Source organism: Nocardiopsis sinuspersici, from assembly GCF_001998325.1.
In the GTDB taxonomy this organism is placed as follows: Bacteria; Actinomycetota; Actinomycetes; order Streptosporangiales; family Streptosporangiaceae; genus Nocardiopsis; species Nocardiopsis sinuspersici.
This window is the reverse complement of record NZ_MCOK01000001.1, coordinates 2622697-2640611: the sequence shown is the minus strand read 5'-3', so window position 1 is coordinate 2640611 and position 17915 is coordinate 2622697. Positions and strand designations below refer to the sequence as shown.

General features: G+C 68.0%; 11 protein-coding genes. 8 read left to right on the top strand and 3 right to left on the bottom strand.

All coding sequences use genetic code 11. From position 1 onward, the window contains the following. Nucleotides 1-103: 103 nt before the first annotated feature. Nucleotides 104-1975, bottom strand: coding sequence for a DUF2075 domain-containing protein (locus NOSIN_RS11305; protein ID WP_236743351.1), 1872 nt, complete (start codon nt 1973-1975; stop codon nt 104-106). A gap of 271 nt (nt 1976-2246) precedes the next feature. Here NOSIN_RS11305 and NOSIN_RS11300 point away from each other — a divergent pair, with 271 nt between their 5' ends. The 3 genes from NOSIN_RS11300 to NOSIN_RS11290 are packed head-to-tail and all read left to right on the top strand — an operon-like array spanning nt 2247 to nt 5859. Beyond that, nucleotides 2247-3209, top strand: a complete 963-nt coding sequence (locus NOSIN_RS11300) for a hypothetical protein (protein ID WP_077690694.1) — start codon at nt 2247-2249, stop codon at nt 3207-3209. After that, nucleotides 3209-5113 carry a DNA/RNA helicase domain-containing protein gene (locus NOSIN_RS11295; protein WP_077690693.1) on the top strand — a complete coding sequence of 635 codons (1905 nt, stop codon included), beginning with the start codon at nt 3209-3211 and terminating at the stop codon, nt 5111-5113. The genes NOSIN_RS11300 and NOSIN_RS11295 overlap by 1 nt, the downstream gene beginning before the upstream one ends. Before the next feature lie 47 nt (nt 5114-5160). After that, on the top strand, nt 5161-5859 hold the full coding sequence (locus NOSIN_RS11290; RefSeq protein ID WP_236743350.1) for a hypothetical protein: 699 nt from the start codon (nt 5161-5163) through the stop codon (nt 5857-5859). On the opposite strand, the gene NOSIN_RS11285 is transcribed toward NOSIN_RS11290, so the two are convergent. Both NOSIN_RS11285 and NOSIN_RS11280 read right to left on the bottom strand, forming a co-directional pair. Continuing rightward, nucleotides 5813-7051 carry a hypothetical protein gene (locus tag NOSIN_RS11285; RefSeq protein ID WP_236743349.1) on the bottom strand — a complete coding sequence of 413 codons (1239 nt, stop codon included), beginning with the start codon at nt 7049-7051 and terminating at the stop codon, nt 5813-5815. The genes NOSIN_RS11290 and NOSIN_RS11285 overlap by 47 nt on opposite strands. A 93-nt stretch (nt 7052-7144) precedes the next feature. After that, nucleotides 7145-9055, bottom strand: a complete 1911-nt coding sequence (locus tag NOSIN_RS11280; RefSeq protein WP_077693542.1) for a DUF2075 domain-containing protein — start codon at nt 9053-9055, stop codon at nt 7145-7147. Nucleotides 9056-9238: 183 nt separating this feature from the next. On the opposite strand from NOSIN_RS11280, the gene pglW reads away from it, so the two are divergent. From pglW to NOSIN_RS11255, 5 genes are all read left to right on the top strand, one after another. Then, entirely contained in the window at nt 9239-13585 is a 4347-nt protein-coding gene (gene pglW, locus NOSIN_RS11275; RefSeq protein ID WP_236743348.1) for a BREX system serine/threonine kinase PglW, read from the top strand. Between the two features lie 289 nt (nt 13586-13874). Next, complete coding sequence (locus NOSIN_RS11270) at nt 13875-14372, top strand: hypothetical protein (protein ID WP_143832922.1); 498 nt, start codon at nt 13875-13877, stop codon at nt 14370-14372. 759 nt (nt 14373-15131) lie between these two features. Then, entirely contained in the window at nt 15132-15389 is a 258-nt protein-coding gene (locus NOSIN_RS11265; RefSeq protein WP_143832921.1) for a hypothetical protein, read from the top strand. A gap of 219 nt (nt 15390-15608) precedes the next feature. Next, entirely contained in the window at nt 15609-15998 is a 390-nt protein-coding gene (locus tag NOSIN_RS11260; protein ID WP_077690689.1) for an effector-associated constant component EACC1, read from the top strand. Then, nucleotides 15995-17908, top strand: a complete 1914-nt coding sequence (locus NOSIN_RS11255) for a caspase, EACC1-associated type (protein ID WP_077690688.1) — start codon at nt 15995-15997, stop codon at nt 17906-17908. Before NOSIN_RS11260 ends, NOSIN_RS11255 begins: the two co-directional genes overlap by 4 nt. Nucleotides 17909-17915: the final 7 nt, after the last annotated feature.

Here is a 17915-nt window from a genome sequence, read left to right as displayed (position 1 = left end):
CGGGTGGATCAGAGTAGGGGGCCTGCGCTCCCACCATTGCTCGGAAGCCCCTGCTCTGGGCAGTGGTGGGCATCGCTGACAGGTCGCCCGGGTGGGGCCTTTCCTACCGTCCGACCAGGCGGGTCAGGAATTCCTGGGTTTCCGGGTCCGTCGAGTACAGGACCGTGCCCCGCATCCCACGAGTGAGCAGCACTTTGTACGTGTTGCGGATCAGCGCCTCGGCCTCGGCGTCGGTGGTCTTCTTCCCCAGGGCGGGATCCCTGTTGGCCATGTGGTCCACCACCAGTCGGCCGTCACGGAAGACCAGGTCGGGTCCCAGGATCACCCCTGACCAGTCGTACTCGAAGCCCTGGGCCGTGTACACGCACCCCACCTGGTCGAAGCCGCCCTCCTCCGTCGCCCACAGAGCGCTCGGGGGCACACCCGGAAGCCAGCGGTCCAGCCGGCTGTTCCAGGGGCGGGCCCAGTCACCGATGCGGACGTCGTTCTCCAGGGGGCGGTCCTTCTCGGCCTTGCTCCAGGGCCAGCAGTATCCGGCGCTCAGTCGCGCGGTGTAGCCCTGCTCCAGTGTCGGACGCAGGAACTCCTCCATCTCCGTGGGGGAGGAGGCCGTACTCAGGACGAAGTTCTCGTCGCCCTCCCAGGGGATCGGCCCGCCGGGGGCGAGGCCGAGCAGGCGCAGGACCCACTGTTCGTACAGCGCGCTGCCACCGCACCGGAACTGCCCGGCCAGGTCGATCTGGTGAACCTGGTACCCCTTGTCCTTCGCGTGCCGGCGGATGGTCTCCATGGTGCCCATCTCGCCGGGCCGCACCACCTGGTGCTCGTCCAGGAGGAAGACGGGGACCCTGGCCGCCGAGAGCAGTTCGTCCACCTGGGCCCTCCCGGTACGCAGAGTGGCCTTCGTGTAGCGGTTGGCCGAGGTCTCGCGGATGCGGTGCGACTCGTCGCAGATCAGTACCTCGAACTGGTTCGGCGAGGACGTCATGAAGCTGTTGAAGTACTTGAACAGCTCCTGCACCCGCGGGCTGCGCTTCCCCGCCACCTTGCGCATGGTCGTGGTGAAGGCCTTCGAGCCGGTCGCGTGCATGGTGCTGGTCCCCTTGCGGGAGAGCTCGCCGAGCAGGGACAGGGCGATGACGCTCTTGCCGCTGCCGGGGCCGCCGCTGATGATGACGGCGGTCTTCCGGTCCTCCTCGTGGGCCCGTTCCACCGCGTGCATGACCATGCGGAACGCGGTGTGCTGCTCGTCCAGCAGGGTGAACTGGGTCCGTTCCTTGACCTCGGCCGCCGCGACCTTCATCAACTGGCGGCTGGGACGGACCTTCCCGCCCAGAAGACGGTCCGCGGCCTCGGCACCCGGAAGCGGTGCGAGCCTGCTGCGAAGGAAGTCCAGGAACTCACCGCGCCGCTGGGCGGTGAAGAGCTGGCCGTTGCCGTCCTGCGGAAGGTCGAAGAGGTCGCGCACGGCCGGATCGTAGGCGTTGTGCAGGTAGGCGGCGCCCCGGATCTGCTTGTCGGGATCGGTGACCGAGGAGACGAAGTCGCCGATGTAGGAGCAGTAGTCGCGCACCTGCAGGACGGGATGCAGCTTGGGGCCTCCGGGCTGGTGGGGGACCAGCACCATGGTCGGGTCCTCTTCCCACGACTCGGCCTCGCTCCACTGCTTGAGCTCGACGACCACGTAGCTGTGGTCGTTCGTCTCGGGATGGTGACCGGCGAGCACCACGTCCACACGCTTGTCGGACAGAGGCAGGCGGTACTCCATCAGTACCTCGACGTCGCCCAGGCCCGCGTCGACCAGGTCGCCGGCCAGGGCGGGCAGGCTCCGGTTCCAGGAGCGAACCTCCGACGGGCTGGTAGAGCGTCCGGTCGAGAAGCGCATGTGCTCGGCGATGAGCTCGCCGAGCCGCCCCTCGAGTTCGGAGAAGCGGGACAGGGACGCGGCGGATCGGCGAAAGGCCGTCAAAGACACTCCAGGGCAGCACGAAGGGGAACTCGTGCGGGTGGAGGCGTGTCCTCGGCGGAAGCCTGTCGGGCCGCAGATCGTATCTGACCAGGCTAACGGCGTCATCGCCGACGGAAACGGTTCTCCACGAAACACGAGGTGGGACGCGGTGTTGTTCGGTACTGGCTCCGAACGTCGTGAGCAACTCGTACCATATGCCGACTTGCTGACATTTTGCCGTGATGCCAGATATGAGCGTTCTAGAGTTCGCGGGTCGTGCCCGCCAGAGGGGAGGACCGTGGCGACGGTTTTCGTGTACGTGGGTGAGAAGGGGCGGAAGAACCTCGACACCGGGATCCGTGAATCGGTATGGGGCTGGAAGCCCGGCGCTGTGGAGGGCAAGTCGCACCTGGAGGTACTCCAGTCCCTTCACGCGGGGGACTACCTGGTCCTGGGCTATCTGGGCCTGGGAAGGATCAAGGCGGAGCGGGCACAGGGACGCACGGTGTCCGAGCTGATCATCACCCGGCTCACCGGCGGTCTCTACGAGGCACACATCCCGGTCTGGGATGACGAAACGTATCCGTACCGATTGCCAATGGACGTGCTGGAGGTATGGAAGGACGTCGGCAGAACCGACATCGGCGACGACGCATGGGAAGCCCTACGGCGCTCCGCGACCAACAGCTGCACCGCCATACCTTCCGCGAACGAGGACTCCTTCATGGAGAAGGTCCTGGCCAAGGTCCTGGGGGAATGGCAGCAGGAACTCGTCCAGGCCGGAAAGGCGGCGGACGCCTCCGGTGATGCCGACGACCCCGCGGACATCGCGGCACTCGACCTGCCACCGGTGACCGACCGTCTGGCCTATGTCCGCGCTCGCACGGAGCAGAAGGCACTGCGCCGCAGAAAACTCGCAGGGAGGAACGAAGTTCCCTGCGACCTCTGTCAGCTCCTGCTGCCCAAGCGGCTCGTGCACACCGCTCACATCAAGCGGCGCAGTGTGACCTCCCGTCAAGAGCGCGGAGACCTCAGCAACGTCATGTTCGCCTGCGTGCTCGGCTGCGACTCGCTCTTCGAACACGGCTACGTCTACGTCGACGCGGACGGGGCGATCCGCCCCGCAGAGCAGTCTGCGAACACCCCCGACCTCACCACCGCCGTCGCGCGCCTCGGTGACACCTGCACCGCCCACACCGGCGCGAGCGCCGACTACTTCTCCTGGCACCGCCACAACATCGCCCACGTGAAAGAGAGCTGATGCCGGAAACCTCCCCCACCACCCCCCTGCGCTTCGTCCATGCCGGCCGAGTCGGTGACACGGCCAAGGAGCTGCGGCAGCCCGACTTCGTCGAACGCTGTGTATCCGCCTACCGAGCCGCTGGTTTCGGAGAACCCGGTGAGTCCGAGATCCGCAGTTGGCGCAACAGCTGGCCCCCGTTGATGGACGCCCTGGTCCGTGCGGGCCTGGAGAACCTCTACGTCTACCTCGAGTTCGCCACCCTCGACACCGAGAGCCGTATCGATGCCCTGCTCGTCGGCAGCCGAGCCACGGACGACGCGATCGCCGTCGTGGTGGAGCTGAAGCAGTGGACCGAAGCGAACTCCGTGGCCACCAACCTGGTACGTCTGCCCGGCAGTGAACGGCTGTGGACGCACCCGCTCGCCCAGACCGCCGGCTACATGGCCTTCCTCGACCAGTGGTTCGGGTCGGACACGGTCGAGCTCGAGGTGCGGGGCGTGGCCTTCCTCCACAACGCGACCCGCTCCCAGGCCGACAGCGTCCGGGACAGCGGACGGCTGCCCTCCGGCTACCGCGTACCCGTGCTGAGCGGGGAGGAGACGCGCGACGCGAAGAGCCAGGCGGACCTGCGGCAGCTCTTCCAGTGCGGCGACGTGCAGGAACTCGAGGAACGCGTACACCGTCACTTCGAGGAAGCGCGGTGGCGTGGGAGCGAATCCCTGCTGGCCAGCGTGGCCGCCGCTGTGCGAGGCGAACCCTCGTTCAAGCTCGTCGGTGACCAGCAGACCGCCCTCCTCGACATCCGGGCCCGGGTCCAGAGCGCGCTGGACGGCGGCCGTCGCACCGTCATCGTGGTCCAGGGAGGGCCGGGTAGCGGAAAGACCGCGCTGGCCATGCGGCTGCTCGGTGACTACGTCAACAACCCGGACGTGCGCGCCCGCTACGGGACGCCCTCCGGCGCCCTGACACGCAACCTGCGGGAGACCTTGGAGGTCGCCGGTTCCGACCCGCTGTTCCAGCTGCCGAAGAACAAGGTGCGCGACTCCAGCCTGATGATCATCGACGAGGTCCACCGCTACCACCAACGCAGCGGCGGCCTCCGCTCCTACGTCCTGGGGAACCTGTCGGAGGTCCGCGTCGTGGTCGTCTTCCTCGACGAGCGCCAGCGGGTCCGGCCCAACGAGGGCGTGACCGAGCGGGAGATCCGTGAGTTCGCCCAGGAGGCGACACCTCCCCTCGACGTGGTCACGCACAACCTCAACGGCAGCTTCCGCTGCAACGGCTCCCGGGAGTTCAACACGTGGGTGGACGACCTGCTGTACGAGCAGCCGCGGACGTGGGCCGGGACCGACTACGACCTGGCCGTCAGCTCCAACCCGTCGGAGATGGAGCGGTGGCTCGATGCGTGTCTGGAAGAGGAGCGCAGCGCACGCATCAGCGCCGGGTTCTGCTGGGGATGGGACGAGGTGCGACTCGGGGAGGCGCTGCCCGGTGTCCGGATCGAGTGGGCGGGCGAACCGCACGGAGAGCCGCAGCGCTGGGAGCGTCCGTGGAACCTGCGCAAGGACCAGACGATCGCCGCGAGCGGTGAGTTCGTCGGTCCGGAGAGCTGGTTGTGGGCCACCCGGCCCGGGGGCGATCGCCAGGTCGGGTGCGTCTACACGGCGCAGGGACTGGAGTACGACGACGCCGGTGTCATCCTCGGCCCCGACCTGGTCCGCCGCGAGGGCCGTTGGGAGGCCCGTCCGGAGGAGAGCCGGGACAAGGCGATGCGGGGCGTCAGCACCGACGAGTACCTCGACCTCGCGAAGAACACCTACCGGGTGCTGATGACCCGGGGGATGAGGTCGTGCCGCCTCTACTCCACGGACGAGGGGACCCAGGAGTTCCTGGCATCGATCGTTCCCGGGACGACCAGCTGACACGGTGACCCGTCGGTGGACGGAACCGCACGTCCACCGACGGATCTGTGGAGAACGCTGACGCGCTTGTGGCGTTCTCTGCCATCATCAGGGGAATGGACCTCCATTCCCGGCACGCGAGCGCCCTCGTCGGATCCGACGACGTGGACACCGTGGGTCTGCGAATGCGCGGTGAGGATGTCGTGGTCGTCTACCGCGCCGATCCGGAGCAGAGAGCCCTCCGCTGGGGGAGCAGGCCCCTGGGTTCGAGGCTGGGTGTCTTCCAGGTACTGCAGAGCCTCCCCCTCGGTGAATGGATTCCCGTCGACGCCCTCACGGAACGGGAACGCCGGATCCTTCCGGCGATCCCGTCATGGGCGCTGAAGAAACAGAACCGGCGTGTGCTTCGGCTTGCTGACGTGCCGGTCCATGTGGATTTGGTCGTCATCCGAGGAGACGAAGGGCTCGACACCCTGGACCGCGCCTGCCTGGTAGGGCTGGCGGCTCCGCGGATGGCACTGTGCGCCACGCTTGGTACCGACGCCAAACGAGCGCTGTGGGAGGCGGACTACTACGGCGTGGGGCTCGCGGTGACGGACGACTCGGACATGGCGGTGCTGGTCCCTCATCGGACCACGGTTCCCGAATCCGCAGCCGCTCTGCGCTGGCTGCTGGCCGAACGCGTCCACACGGTCCTGGAGAGCGGTGCCCGGGAAGCTTTCAGTGGTGCGGTTGAGCCCAGTACTCCAGAGCCTTCGAAGGCCTGAACTTGTCCCGGACCGGGGACACGCGCCTGCTGTACTCCTCGTGGTTCTGGAGGGCGCAGGCGCATTTCTCCCGCCACCGCGAGCGGCACGCAGGGACGTGTGAACCGCTCAACTCCCACCAGAGCCCCGACCACACCGCCAGGTTGTGCGCGTGGGCCCGCGGGGTGTCGGCCGAGTCCTGGAGCTGGACGAGAGAGCGGCCGACACGTCCCGCGCCCTCGTTCTCGCCCGAGTCCGCGCACGGCGGACAGGAGCACCGGAGTGAGTCCGCCCGCAAGTGGTCGGCCAGGGTCGACCCCCGGAAGTAGCCCAGGAGATCGGGTACCAGGACGTTGGGACTGGTGTCGCTGGGATCCGGATTGAAGGATCTCTCCCCGGGCGGGAAGGCCCGCCGTGTGGACGCGGTGTCGCCGATCGAAGCGAAGGACGCACCGTGGACCATGGCATCCACCGCCGCCAGGTCGATCCGCAGGAGCGCGGTCTCCTCGACTTCGGAGAAGATCCGCCTCAACGCTTGTGCGTTCTGCTTCGAGGACGCGGGTTTGTCCTTGGATCCGAGGATCAGCGCCTTGGGAATGCGTACTCGTCGCAGGAGCGAGACGAGCTCATCCAAGCGCTGGGTGAGCCAGCGGGCGTCCACCGGGACGGCGAAGGCGACCCGGCTGGTGTCCGTCGCGTTGATCTGCGACACGGCCTCTTCCAGGGCTCGGGCTCCATTCTCACCGACGTCCAAGTATCTGGTGGGCGTGAGAACGAGGTCGGCCGTGCACTCTTCCCACTGTTCGAGTGTTCCCTGGAGCCCTTCGTCATGGAAGAGGGTCGGTTCCCGCAGCGCGAAGGGTTCCGCCACGGTCGCGAAGTGGCGCTCGTACGCGGACGGGTCGAGGACCATCGGGCAGTCGTCCCGTCCCTGGACGGTGACGAAGTCGGCGAGTCGTTTCGCGGCGTCCTGCCCCGAGAAGACCACTCCTCCCGATCTCGGATCAATGTGGTCCAGGGGAGCGTTCTTCGTGCCCTTGACGTGTAGCAGCACACGGCCGCGTACGGCTGCCAAAGGATCGGTGGGCGCGTGGTCGGAAGCTGGAGAGGGGATTCGCCCGGGGGGAATGGGCACCGCTTCACCTCGTGGGTCCGCGTCGGCAGTCGCCTTCAGCGTTCCCTGAAAGGGACGAGCGGGCACCTTCGTGTCCACTTCCGGTCACCGAGCGCAGTCGGCGTATGCGTGGAGGCGTTGATCTCAGGCGCATGCCTCAGGAAGCACTCCTTATCTCCTCCGCCACGGTCCTCAGAAGCCGAACAGCGGCAGCTGCTCGCCCTGCATCCGCACGGGGGCAGGTGCTGGGTCGAGCCCGGCTCCGAGAGGCGGGACCAGCTCCTTCAGGTGTGCCTGGGTCTCGGGATCGACGGCGTAGACGATCGCGCCCCGCATCGCACGGGTCAGCAGCACCTTGTAGCTGTTGCGAATGTAGGGGGAGGCCTGTTCCTCGGTGAGCGACGCACGGGGGACGCCACGGTCCTTGTTGGCGCTGTTGTCGGTCGTCAGGAGCCCGTCGCGGACCTTGACGTCCGGGCCGATGATGACGCCGGCCCAGTCGTACTCGAATCCCTGAGCCGTGTAGATGCAGCCCACCTGACCGATGCCCGCGGGGTCGGTCGCCCAGAACGCGCGGGGCGGGGCGCCGTCGACGGGCTTGTCGGCGTTGTTGTTCCATGGCATGGACCAGTCGCCGATGGTCACGTCCCGGACCAGCCTGCCGTCCTCGGTCGGCTTGCTCCACTTCCAGCAGAAGCCCGCTGTGATGCGTGCCGACTCGTGTTCGTCATTGAGCCGCCGTAGTTCCCGTTCCATTTCTGAGGGGGAGTCGGCCAGCCGCAGGGTGAAGGCCCCGTCATCGTGCCAGGCGAACGGCGGTTCCCCGGACAGGCCCAGGAAGCGGCGGACCCAGGAGTCGTAGGCGTCGCTCCCCCCGCAGCGGAACAGCCCCTTGAGTTCCACATGCCGGACTTCGAGCCCGCGTTTCTCGGCATACGCCCTGATCTCCGGTAGAGAGCCGAGCTCGTTCTTACGCACCACCTGGTTCTCGTCCAACAGGAGCACGGGGACGCGTGCGGCATTCACCAACTCCTCGATCTGGGGCCGGTCGGAGCGCAGATCCCTTCGCGTGCGCCAGTTGTCGGAGCGCTCCCGTATGCGGTGGGCCTCGTCGCAGATCAGCACGTCCAGGTCGTTGCGGCGAGCATCACCGAAATTGGAGAAGTAACCGAACATGCTTCGAAAAGCCACGTTCTCCCGCTGGCCGCAGACCACCTTCTTCATGGTCTCCGTGAACGCGTACGATCCTGTCGCGTGCTGGACACCGTAACCGAGTCTGGTGAACTCTCCCAGAAGTTCCAGTGCGATGACGCTCTTGCCGCTGCCGGGGCCGCCGGTGACGACGACGATGCGTTTGTGGTCGTCCTGCCGTGACTGTTCCACGGTGTGCAGCGCGAGTTGGAACGCCTCCTGCTGTTCGGCGAGCAGTCGGTACTGGCGTCTGCGGGCGATCTGGGTCGCGCTCAGGGCGGTCGTCGCCCTGCCGGGACGGACGCGGGAGTTCAGTAGACGGTCGGCGCTGGCGGTTCCCGACACGGGCGCCAGACGACTGCTCAGGAACTTGTGGAAGCGGTCGCGCTCACTGCCACTGAACACCAGGCCGTGTTCGGGGTGGAGCCGCTGGTACAGCTCCTCCACGGCTACGCGTGAGGCGTTGTGGAGATAGACCACGCCCCGCAGGTTGTTCGGCGTCCGTTCCACTGTGCTCACACGCTCGAGAAGGTGGTCGCAGTACTTGCGCACCTGCAGAACGGGGTGACCGCGAATGCGCCCGGGGACTCCGGTGACGTCCACGGATTCGGGGTCGTCGGTGGCCGCGGAGACTTCGCTCCACTGCTTGAGCTCCACCACGACGAAGCTGTCCCCTCCCGAACCGGGCATGACCCCGCAGAGGATCGCGTCCACACGCAGGTTGTTCCCCGGAAGCTGGCACTCGACCAGGACCTCGACGTCGCCGAGCCCTACCTTCACCAGGTCCTCGGCCAGCGCGGGGAGACTGTTCGCCCAGGACCTGACCTCGGAATCCAGTGGTGCCCTGCGTATCTGGTAGCTGACGGCCACGCGCACCTTGTCGGCCAGTCGGTCCGCAGGGATGGCCTGCATCTCACTTGCCGACATACGGACGGCGAACAGGGGGACCTCCTGGGGGGATGGGATCTGAGTTCGTCCTTAACACCATGAGACGGTCAATTCTCAGATTAGCCATTAAGGAGGACATATGGTCACGACTGGGGGTGCCCCTGACTGGGGTGCCCCAGTCGCAGAGCCGAAGGACCAAAGGCACGTGTGACCACCACCGTGCGCCCCTATGCTGGGTGGGCACTGGAGCGGGCGAAGGACTGGACTGGGGGCTGCCGGATGGCCGACCGATGGTGGGGCAAGCCCTCGGAGTTCCCCTGGGAGCAGTCCGCGCTCGACCACGTCCGCTCGTACTTCCCCGACCGCGAGCCCTACCGTGCCTGGCAGGGGTTCACCTTCACCGCGCGCAACCATCGCATCCGCGAGTGCGACCTGTTCGCCGTCACGCCCACCGGCGCCTTCCTCATCGAGATCAAGAGCCATCCCGGGCGGGCCACCAACCGGGGTTCGGACTGGACCTTCGAGGAACAGAACCGTCGCAGGACCTTCGGCAACCCCCTGCATCTGACGGACCTCAAGGCGAAGGAGCTCAAGGGCCGGCTCCGCTGGGCGGTGGACAAGCTCAAGTTGCGCGACGTGCAGGTTCCCTTCATCGAGGCGGCCGTCTTCCTCTCCGCGGAGAACCTGCGCTGTGACTTCGACGATGTGCAGAAGGAGAACGTCTTCGGGCGGGAGGAACTCGAGGGCCAGACCAACCTGGACGGGATCTGGAGCGGTTTGCTCAGCCGTCCCGCCACCGGCAGGCTCAGCCCGGGCTTCCTGCGAAACGTCACCCGCCTCATGCAGGAGATCGGCGCCCAGCCGATGGACCGCGAACTCACGCTGGGCGCCTACACCCTGGAGAAGCGCTCCTCCGAGAGCGGCCCCACCTGGACCGACTACAAGGCCAGGCACCCTCAGTTGGGCAACGACCGCAGCCGCGTCCGCGTCTACCACTACGGCGAGGCTCCGGGCGAGGACGAGCGCAGGTCGGTGGAGCGCGCGGCCAAGCGGGAGTACATGTCCCTGGAGGGAATCTCCCACGAGGGCATCGTGAAGGCCGAGTACTTCGACGTGCTCGAGAACCTCGGCCCCGCGATCGCGTTCCGCCACCCCTCCTCCTGGCAGCGCCTCGACCACTTCATGGCCGAGCGCGGAGCCGACCTGGACATCGACACCCGGCTCGAGATGGTCCGCCAGCTTGCCGAGGCCGTCAACCACGCCCACCGCAACCGGCTCTTCCACCGTGCCCTGGCGGCGCGCAGCGTGTGGGTGGAGATGGACGGCTCCTACCCGAGGCTGCGCATCGCCGACTGGCAGGTGGCCTCGCGTGAGAGCATCCGTCTGCGCAGCGGGGGCCACACCACCCATTCCGCCGCTCAGGGCTCGGCCACCGAACACCTGGGCAACGCCCTGGGGGAGCGCGTACTGGCCGCGCACGTGGAGGCTGCGGCTCAGGCGTACCTGGCCCCCGAGTTCCCCGACTACGGCGGCAGGGCCGCCACCCAGGACATCTTCGGCCTCGGCGCCCTGACCTACCTGGTGTTCACCGGCCGGCCCCCGGGGCGCGACCGCAGGGAGATGAGCCAGCAGATCCAGGACCACGGCTGCCTCACCCCGGCCGCGGTGAGTGACGACGTCACCCCCCAGATGGACACCCTGGTGCGGGAGGCCACCCACCGCGCCCCCGGCGACCGGCTGCCCACGGTGCAGGTGTTCCTGCGCATGCTGGACGAGGTCGAGGAGTTCCTGACTCTTCCCGAGGTCAAGACCGATCCCCTCACCGCCAGGCGCGGTGACGAGGTCGAACAGGGATGGAAGGTCCTGGAGGTGCTCGGCAAGGGAGCCACGTCACGGGCCCTGCTCATGCGCGGGCCCCGGGACGAGGAGATCGTCTACAAGGTCGCGCTGGACACAGAGAACGCCGTCTCGTCCCTGCACGGGGAGGCCGAGACGCTCCGGGCCGTGGGTTCCAACCCGCGGATCGTGGTACTGGCTCCCACCGGGGCGGACCAGGCCGCGGGCATCCGCAGGATCGGTGAACGTGTCGTCCTGCCGCTGGAGCGGGCGGGAGAGAGCACCCTCTCGGACTACCTGTCCCGCCAGGGCGCCCTGGCCACCGGTGAGCTGCTTCGCTTCGGACAGCACCTGTTCGACGCGGTGGAGCACCTGGAGGAGAAGGACGTCCTGCACCGTGACATCAAGCCCGCCAACCTCGGCGTCCGTGAGACGCGCAAGCAGGGGCGGGCCCTGGTGCTCTTCGACTTCTCGCTGTCCCGGACCTCGCCCCGGAACACTGGTGCGGGGACCCGCGGCTACCTCGACCCCTTCCTCGGCGAGGAGCGCCCCTACGACGAGTCCGCCGAACGCTACGCGCTGGCCGTGACCCTGCACGAGATGGCCACCGGCGAACTCCCGGTGTGGGACGAGGACGGACTCGACCCGGAGTTCCTGGCCGACGACGTCGAGCTGCCCACGCTGGCCGAGGACGCCTTCCCCGAACCGAACCGCTCCGCCTTCGCCTCCTTCTTCCACCGGGCCCTGCACCGACGTCCGGACCAACGCTTCGCCCACCTGTCCGACATGCGCCGTGCCTGGGAGGCGCTCTTCCACACGGGCGCGGCCGGTGATGCGGTCGTGGAGGACGAGGACACACGCAGGCGCAACGCCGAGAACGCCGCCCTGGACACGGCTCTGCACCTGGCCGGCCTGACACCCCTGGCACTGGACACCGCCACCCGTGTCCTGGGCTGCCACACGGTCGGTGAACTGCTCACCCGGCCGGTCGCCGAACTGCGCCGACTACGCGGGGTCTCCTACACCACCCGGAACGAACTGGTGAAGGCGGTGACCGACTGGCGCAAGCGTCTGGACGTCGCCGAGCAGGCGGTCTCGGTCCGCGCCAAGCTCCCACGCGACGCGGGCGAGGACGAGAAGCGCACGGCCACGCTCGACCAGGTGATCCGCCAGTTCATCCCCGCCACCACCGAGGCCAACCGTGAGTGGGTACGGGTGGTGCGCGAACTGGTCGGCATCCCCGAGGACACCTCCGCGCGTACCGGTTGGTGGCCCACACACCGTGAGGTCGCCGCCCGCCTGGGTCTGCCCCAGACCCTCGTGGACCAGGCACTCGGCCGCGCTTTCGCCCACTGGGCCAAGAACGCCTCGCTCCTGGGGCCGGTCCGTGACGACGTCGTGGAGATCCTGGCCCGCAACGGACGCGTGCGCGAGGTCGGCCAGATCGCGGCCGAGCTGTTGAACCTGCGCGGCAGCAGCCTGGACGGCGATGCGCGGCGCGCCTACGCCCTGGCGGCCGTGCGGGTGGCCGTGGAGTGCGAGGAGCGCAGGAACACCGATCCGCGCTTCATCGTCCGCCGCTACGCCAGGTCCGTCCTGGCCGCGCAGATCGTCGACGGCGATCCCCTCGTGCCGGTGGAGGACGACCTCTTCGACCACGCCGCGCAGCTCGGCCGCAGGGCCGACGAGCTGGTGGACCTGGGGCCGCGTGACCCGCTGCCCACACCGGTGGCCGTGCGGGAGGCCTTGCGCTCGGTCGAGCCGCCGGTGGGCATGGATCCGTTCAGTGACACCGCTCTGGTGCACCTGGCCTCGGCGGCCTCGCGCAACGCGGAGGTCACCCCCCGGCTGGAGCTGTACCCGGTGGACCTGGACCTGGAGCGGGCCCTGCAGATCACCCAGGCCATCGGTTATCTGGGCAGGCCCGGAATCACTCCGAAACAGATCCGTGAGCGTGTACGGGCCCGTTTCCCCTCCCTGCCCAGCCCCAGTGACGACCGGCTCTGGAAGCTACTGGTCGACAAGCACCCCAAGCTGCGCAGGCACGAGGAACAGGGCTCCTGGTACTGGTTCCTGGAGCCGGAGCTCACCACGATCCGGCCCTCCACCCACACCGGGCACCAACACCGCCCGGGCCAGGTCGACACCGCCTTCGCCCAGGCGTGGACGCGGCTGGAGTCGGCGGTCGAGCGCGGCGGCTTCCGCGCCGTCAAGGCGTGGATGACCGACACCGAGCGCAGTGCCGAGGCGCTCGGACGCTTCCCGGGCGTGGTCCCCTTCGACGTCTCCGCCGAGTTCGTGGCGGTCGTGGACGAGTTGATCGACGCCTCCGGCGGACGTCCCTCCTGGGAGGTCGTACTCGAGGCCGACAACACCCGTCCGGTGTACTTCGACCGGATGCTGGACGAGGTGTTCAGGCGGCTGGGCGAGCGCGTGCGCGCCGCTGGGGCAGGGGACGCCACGGGTGACGGCGTGGTGCTGTTGTACCGGGCCACGCCCCTGGCCCGCTACACACCCGGCCGTGCGCTGCTGAGCACCCTGGTGCAGGAGGCACGCGAGGCGCACACCCGCCCGCGCGGGCTGTGGTTGCTGTGCCCCATGCGCGGCCCGCAGAGCCCGGCCACCCTGGACGGCCACCCGGCGGGGATCATCGCCGACTCCGAACAGGTCCTGCTGCCCCGCGGCTTCGCCGCCCCCGAGGCGGCGCTGGTCTCCTGAGGCGCCGGACTCCCCGGAGACATCGGATCACGGCCGGACCCGGCTGGACAGCCGTTCGGCAGTGCCCGTGCTTCTTCCGTGCGCGCCGCGCATACTCAGGTCCCCGAGTCGGTCAAGGCTCCCATCCGTGCCCAGCGGCACGGAGAACCAGGATCCCGGTGAGGGCGGGGAGGGAGGGGGTGGAGTGGTCGCCACGACAGGGACCGTGTTCGACCTTCGCCGTGCCGGGCCTTCGATGTCGTGAGGGGAAGAGTTCAGGGGTGACGGGTTGAGGCTAGAAGATGAGTTCTTGGGTTTCATCGAGCGTCGACGACGAGCAGTGCCCGATCTCCCCGGGTGGCAGTCCGGGCCGGAGCGGTTGCTCACGTTGCTCCAGCGCGCGACCCGTCTGCGCGCGATGGAGATCGCTCAGGGGCTTGACGCCGATGTGCCGTGGGAGTCGGTCCTTGCCTGGATCATCACGTGGCATCACGAGATTCCCGTGGGAGAGGGGCCTTGCGGGGACGAGGAAGCCATGGACATCTGTGTCGCGGCCCTGGAAGCGACCCGGCTCGACAACCTGCACGGCACCACCAGGGCCGGCGGTTACGAGGTCCGCCGCCGCGGTGACGCTTTCCGGGTTCGGCACCGCTGGAATCCCTCAGTCGAAGCGGCTGACGCGTTTCTGGAACACGCCACTCATCCAGCCGACGTCCCGGAACTCACCCCGGCTGAGAGCACTTGGATCCAGAGCCGACCGCGAGCGGCTCGAGAACTCCCCCGCCAGAGGTCCTCCAGGCTGCCGTGAAGCGTGCTAGAGCGGCTATCGATGCACACCGCCAGGCACTCCCGGAGGGCAGTCTTCCTGACACCTTCCAGCTCGATGGGGGCATAACGGTTGGTCATGCCGCCGAAGTGCTGTCGGTCGTCATGGGATTCGCCTCGTTGAGCGAGTTCACGGCGCATATGCTCAAGCGCACGGAAACGACCCTGGCACACATTCGGCGGCCCCGGTTGCTGGAGATGATCTCCGAACTGCTGCCGGCGGTTCCGCCAGCACACATCGACGCCATCATCGAACGCCTCACGTTCGCTGTCGGCCGCTCCTGTCGGACATCACCGTTGGCGGAAGTCGAGGGTGCCATCATCCTGTGCCCGCCGCTGACCACTCCGCGAGCCATCGACGCGATCGTCCTGCGCGGCGCCGCCTACGATCCCGGCCGCTACGGGCCCATCGGTCAGCGTCAGGGGCGCCGGGCGGTGAAATGGAAGGACTGGCTCGGCCGGATACCCGGTGTTCTCGTGGCCGAACGGATACGAGCCCGGCGGCCGGACCGTCGGCCTGCTGGGGACCTTGACGTGGTGGCCGTGGACCCGCGAACACGGCGAGGTGTCTGTTTCGAGATCAAGTGGCCGATCGACGCCTATTCACTCCCCGAAGTCTTCAAGACCGAAGACTGGGTCAGTTCGGCCGAACCGTCTCCGTGCAGAGTTGGACTCCGGCACCGCTGCCGTGAAAATGCCCGCGGGATGGCCCGCGTTCTCCGAGATCACGTGGACGTGGGCCGTGGCCACACCGCAGCAGCTCTGCCTGCGGCCGCTGCCCTTCAACGAGATCTATGCGACGTCCTTCCGGTACATGGTCGGCCTCGGGCAGCCCCGCTCGCTTGACGATGTCATCGACATGCTCAGCTCGCCAGTTCTGCCTGTCGAGGGTGTCCACTATCAGATCGAAGCTCTCAACCTGGTGTTCGGGCGGCAGAAGGTAGTGCTGGACGCGATCGCCCTTTTGCTGAGCGGTTGGAAACCCCGACCGTGGTGCTGAGCTGACATCGTCGAGCCGGTTACGTCAACAGGCGTGGAGTGTTCGCACTCCACGCCTGTGTGCTTCTGGACGGGGCCGTGGGTGTAGGTCCGTGCGGTACGCCCCGGTGGCCTTCTGTGGACAGTGGATTCACAAACAGCTTCAAGGGGAGCAGAATGGTACAAAACCGTCTTTCGTATGCGCGGTATCTCGCACCCGTCCCAGGGGAGGAGCGGTCCGGTGGATACGTCTCTGAAGGTTCTCCTCACCGAGGAGGAGACCGCTGCCGATCATCTGGACGAGATGGCCCACCAGCTCCGGCGCGAACTGCTCCAACTCGACGTGCACGATGTCGTTCCTCTTCGGGACGGCCAGACTCCTCCCGGCGCGCGCGGCTGGGGTATGGCCGAGGTCGGAGCCCTGCTGGTAACGCTCAACCAGTCCGCCACCGCCCTGGGTACGGTCATCGACGTCGTCCGGGGCTGGCGGGCTCGGTGTCGGGAGCGCCCGACCATCCGGTTGGTGATCGACGGAGACGTTCTGGAGATCTCCGAAGCCTCGCCCGAGCAGGCGGCCCGGTCTTTCGAGCTCTTCGTCGGCCGACACTCCGGCAGTGGTGAACAGCGGTGAACGGTGACCGCCACGCCCTGATCGTCGCCACTAACACCTACGAGCACGACGATCTCGAACACCTGCTCGCACCGGACGAGGACGCCGTCGCCTTGGCCGAGGTTCTCGGGAACCCGGAGATCGGCGGGTTCGGTGTGGACGTGGTGCGAAACGAGCCCGCGCACGTGGTGGCCAGGCGGGTGGAGGACTTCTTCGCCGATCGCCGGAGAAGTGACTCGCTGTTGCTGCACTTCTCCTGCCACGGACTGAAGGACGACTCCGGACGGCTCTTCTTCGCAGCCGCCGACACCCTGCCCCGGAGACTGTCCTCGACCGCCGTGTCCGCGGACTTCGTGCGCGGACATATGACCGGAAGCCGGGCCCGCAACGTCGTCCTCCTCCTCGACTGCTGCTACGGCGGCGCATTCATGGCGGGGATGGGTCCCCGTGCGGCCGGGGACGTCAACGTGTTCGACTCCTTCTCCGGGGAGGGTTTCGACAGTGGACGCGGCTGGGCGGTGATCACCGCGTCCAACGCCATGGAGTACGCCTTCGAGGGCTCCCACCTGAGGGCGGACAGGCAGGTGTGCCCGTCGGTGTTCACCCGGGCACTCACCTCCGGCCTGGCCTCGGGCGAGGCGGACCTGGACTCGGACGGACGCGTGTCCATCAACGAGTTGTACGACTACGTCTACGACCGGGTGCGCCAGGAGAACCCGCACCAGACACCCAGCCGCAGCATCCACCTGCAGGGCGATGTCTACCTCGCCCGGAGCAGGAGGCGGCGGACCGACGGCGAGGGCCTGCCGGAGGACCTCAGGTCGGCGGTCTCCAGCTCGGACCCGTTCAGCCGGCGCGGCTCGGTGCCAGAACTGCGCCGACGTCTGCAGAGCCAGGACCAGGAGACCGCGGAGGCGGCGTGCCGAGTCCTGCGCGGACTGGTCCGCAACGACATCAGGTCGATCGCCGACGAGGCGTCCCAAGCGCTGGCCGAGGTAGTGGTGCGCCCTTCACCGGGACGGCTGGACTTCGGCCGCATCGGTCAGTACGAGCCGGAACCGCACCGGCGGGTCCAGCTCCTGGGGCCCGCCCTGGCACACGACTGTGTGCCGCATCCCCGGAACGACTGGATCCATGCGGCGGTGGAGGCGGACGGCGTCGACGTGGCGGTGGACACGAGTCGGTCGGGCAACCTGGAGGGCGTGCTCACACTGGAGGGTAGAGCGGGGGAGACCGACCTCCCCGTGCGCGTGTACGTGGCCCCCGTGCGCACGCCCATCCCCGGGGCCCTCGGCCCGCGGCCTCCGGCACCGGACCTCAGAGGTATGGTCGTTCCGCCGGTCGCACCTCCGGTTCCGGGGCCGAGGCCCGCGCCTCCCACGGTTCGAAAGGCAGGACCCGCTTGGGCTCCTGCGCCCCAGCAGTTGGCGGGATCTGGGCCGAGACCGCCGCAGTCACCACCGTCCGGGCACCGGCCCGCGAGCCTTCGGGGAAGGATGGCCGCGCGAGTCATCGACTACGCGCTGGTGTTCCTCTTCGCGCTGGGAGCCGTCTTCGTCGCCGTCTTGGTGGCGTCGCTGTTCGCCGCTTCGGACGGCTTCATGCAGTTGCTGGCCAACATCGTTGCGGCCTTGTTCCTCTTCGGCTGGGGCGTCCTGCTGTTCCTCTACGACTGGCTGTTCCTCAGATACCGGGGCGCCACCTTCGGCAAGATGCTCCTGGGCCTCAGTGTCGTGAACGCAGGGGGAGGCGGGCCGCTCTCCCATCGGAGGGCAGCGGCCAGGGCGGCTTTCTTTGGATTACCGCAGACCATTCCCGTGCTGGGCCACCTCGCGGTGTTCCTCGAGTCCCTCGTGGCACGGACGGATCCGTGGAGCCGGACTCTGCACGACAGGAATGCGGGGACGCTGGTGATCCGGACCAGGGAGTGAGCCCGAC